This is a genomic window from Bacillus sp. AFS023182 (assembly GCF_002560575.1).
Taxonomy (GTDB): domain Bacteria; phylum Bacillota; class Bacilli; order Bacillales; family Bacillaceae_G; genus Bacillus_A; species Bacillus_A arachidis.
This window is the reverse complement of sequence record NZ_NTRO01000094.1, coordinates 1-1,263: the sequence shown is the minus strand read 5'-3', so window position 1 is coordinate 1,263 and position 1,263 is coordinate 1. Positions and strand designations below refer to the sequence as shown.

2 protein-coding genes and 1 pseudogene are annotated in these 1,263 nt (G+C 30.8%); all 3 read right to left on the bottom strand.

Annotated features, from left to right (window positions below; genetic code table 11):
- On the bottom strand, nt 1-311 hold a 311-nt coding region (locus CN288_RS29920; RefSeq protein ID WP_255260062.1), incomplete at its 3' end, for an Rpn family recombination-promoting nuclease/putative transposase.
- A gap of 255 nt (nt 312-566) precedes the next feature.
- Nucleotides 567-731: a hypothetical protein gene (locus CN288_RS29120; RefSeq protein WP_176527742.1), complete on the bottom strand. Its 165-nt coding sequence runs from the start codon at nt 729-731 to the stop codon at nt 567-569.
- A 296-nt stretch (nt 732-1,027) separates the two neighbouring features.
- Nucleotides 1,028-1,263: pseudogene (locus CN288_RS26260) on the bottom strand (IS4 family transposase); the annotation flags it as partial.

The window sequence follows — 1,263 nt, the reverse complement described above, 5'->3', positions numbered from 1 at the left end:
GATGTGAATAGCTTCCCCCAATAATACAAACTTCGTTTGATCATATCGTGATTATTATTGAGCTGTATTTCTACATTTACTTTTGTTCCTGTATCTAATGTAGCTGAAATATCTAAAATCGATAATTTATCTTCTTCATGTTCTCGATGTAAATGTGGATCTTCTAGCTGTAAAGAAACAATAGGTGATTCTAAGGAATCTTGTAGCATCGCATTTAAAAACGCGATGAGAATATCCTCACTACCATTTGTACCAAATAATTGCTTAAAAGCAAAATCGATGCGTAAATTTACTAATTTTTGATTGGACACAGGTTTTTCCTCTCTCTATCTAATGCTATTTCTTTTTCTTTATTGTACATAAAAACAATCTGGACATGCAAACTTATACAAATATGAATCAAATTTCTAAATTCATTTTTGTCATCAATTTTTGGAGCACTAAAAAGTTACAACATTCAATTGTAATTATTCCTAATTAATATGGTTCCAAAACCTTAAGTTATGACACCTTTTGAAAATAATTAAAGCCGACTCCTATGTTAAGAAATCGACTTTAATCAAATGTCAGATAATACTTTCCCAACCTACTTGTTTCATACTCTCCTCATATTCTTTTGGACTTAATATTTCTTTAGCTTCACTACGAATTTTCCTAGTCCAACCTCTTTTCTCTATAACCTCAAAACCTTTTTGTCTCCAAAAATCTACTTTATTAGGATATTTACTCATACAATTTTCTCTCCCTTAAAAAGTCTTATATATCTATATACGTTTTACGGCTGAAAATGAATAATGTTAATTTTAAATATAAGGTTTTAATGAAACTAATTTCTATCAATACTCAATACATATGCGAGTAGCAATTTCCTAGCGAAGTCATTTGGTTGGTGGGACCCCATGCCCATCAAGCTAAGTTTGGAGTTATCTATGAACTTCCGTTCTTGTTGTCTAAGCTTGATATTTTGTTTATTTGTTTTTAAAAATACGCATAACAAATAAACCTTAATAAGGTGTATTTTTTTAGATTATGCAGTTTTTTTCTCTTGATTGGATACAGTGTACTGATAAACGACACCTAAAATATCAAAAACCGTCTTTTTCTCATATCGATGGGATTTCCGTCCGTTTTTCTGTAAGAGGTCAAACAGACGAAGGAGAATTTTTGATACTTCTTGGGTGTCTTTTCGTATAGCTTCATACACTAGGTACAGATGATCTTGAATCATATAAATTGCTTTATATTGGGGTAGCACCAACAAAA

Coding starts and splice junctions, on each gene's coding strand:
- CN288_RS29120 (WP_176527742.1), bottom strand. CDS start 731: ATGAGTAAATATCCTAATAAAGTAGATTTTTGGAGACAAAAAGGTTTT.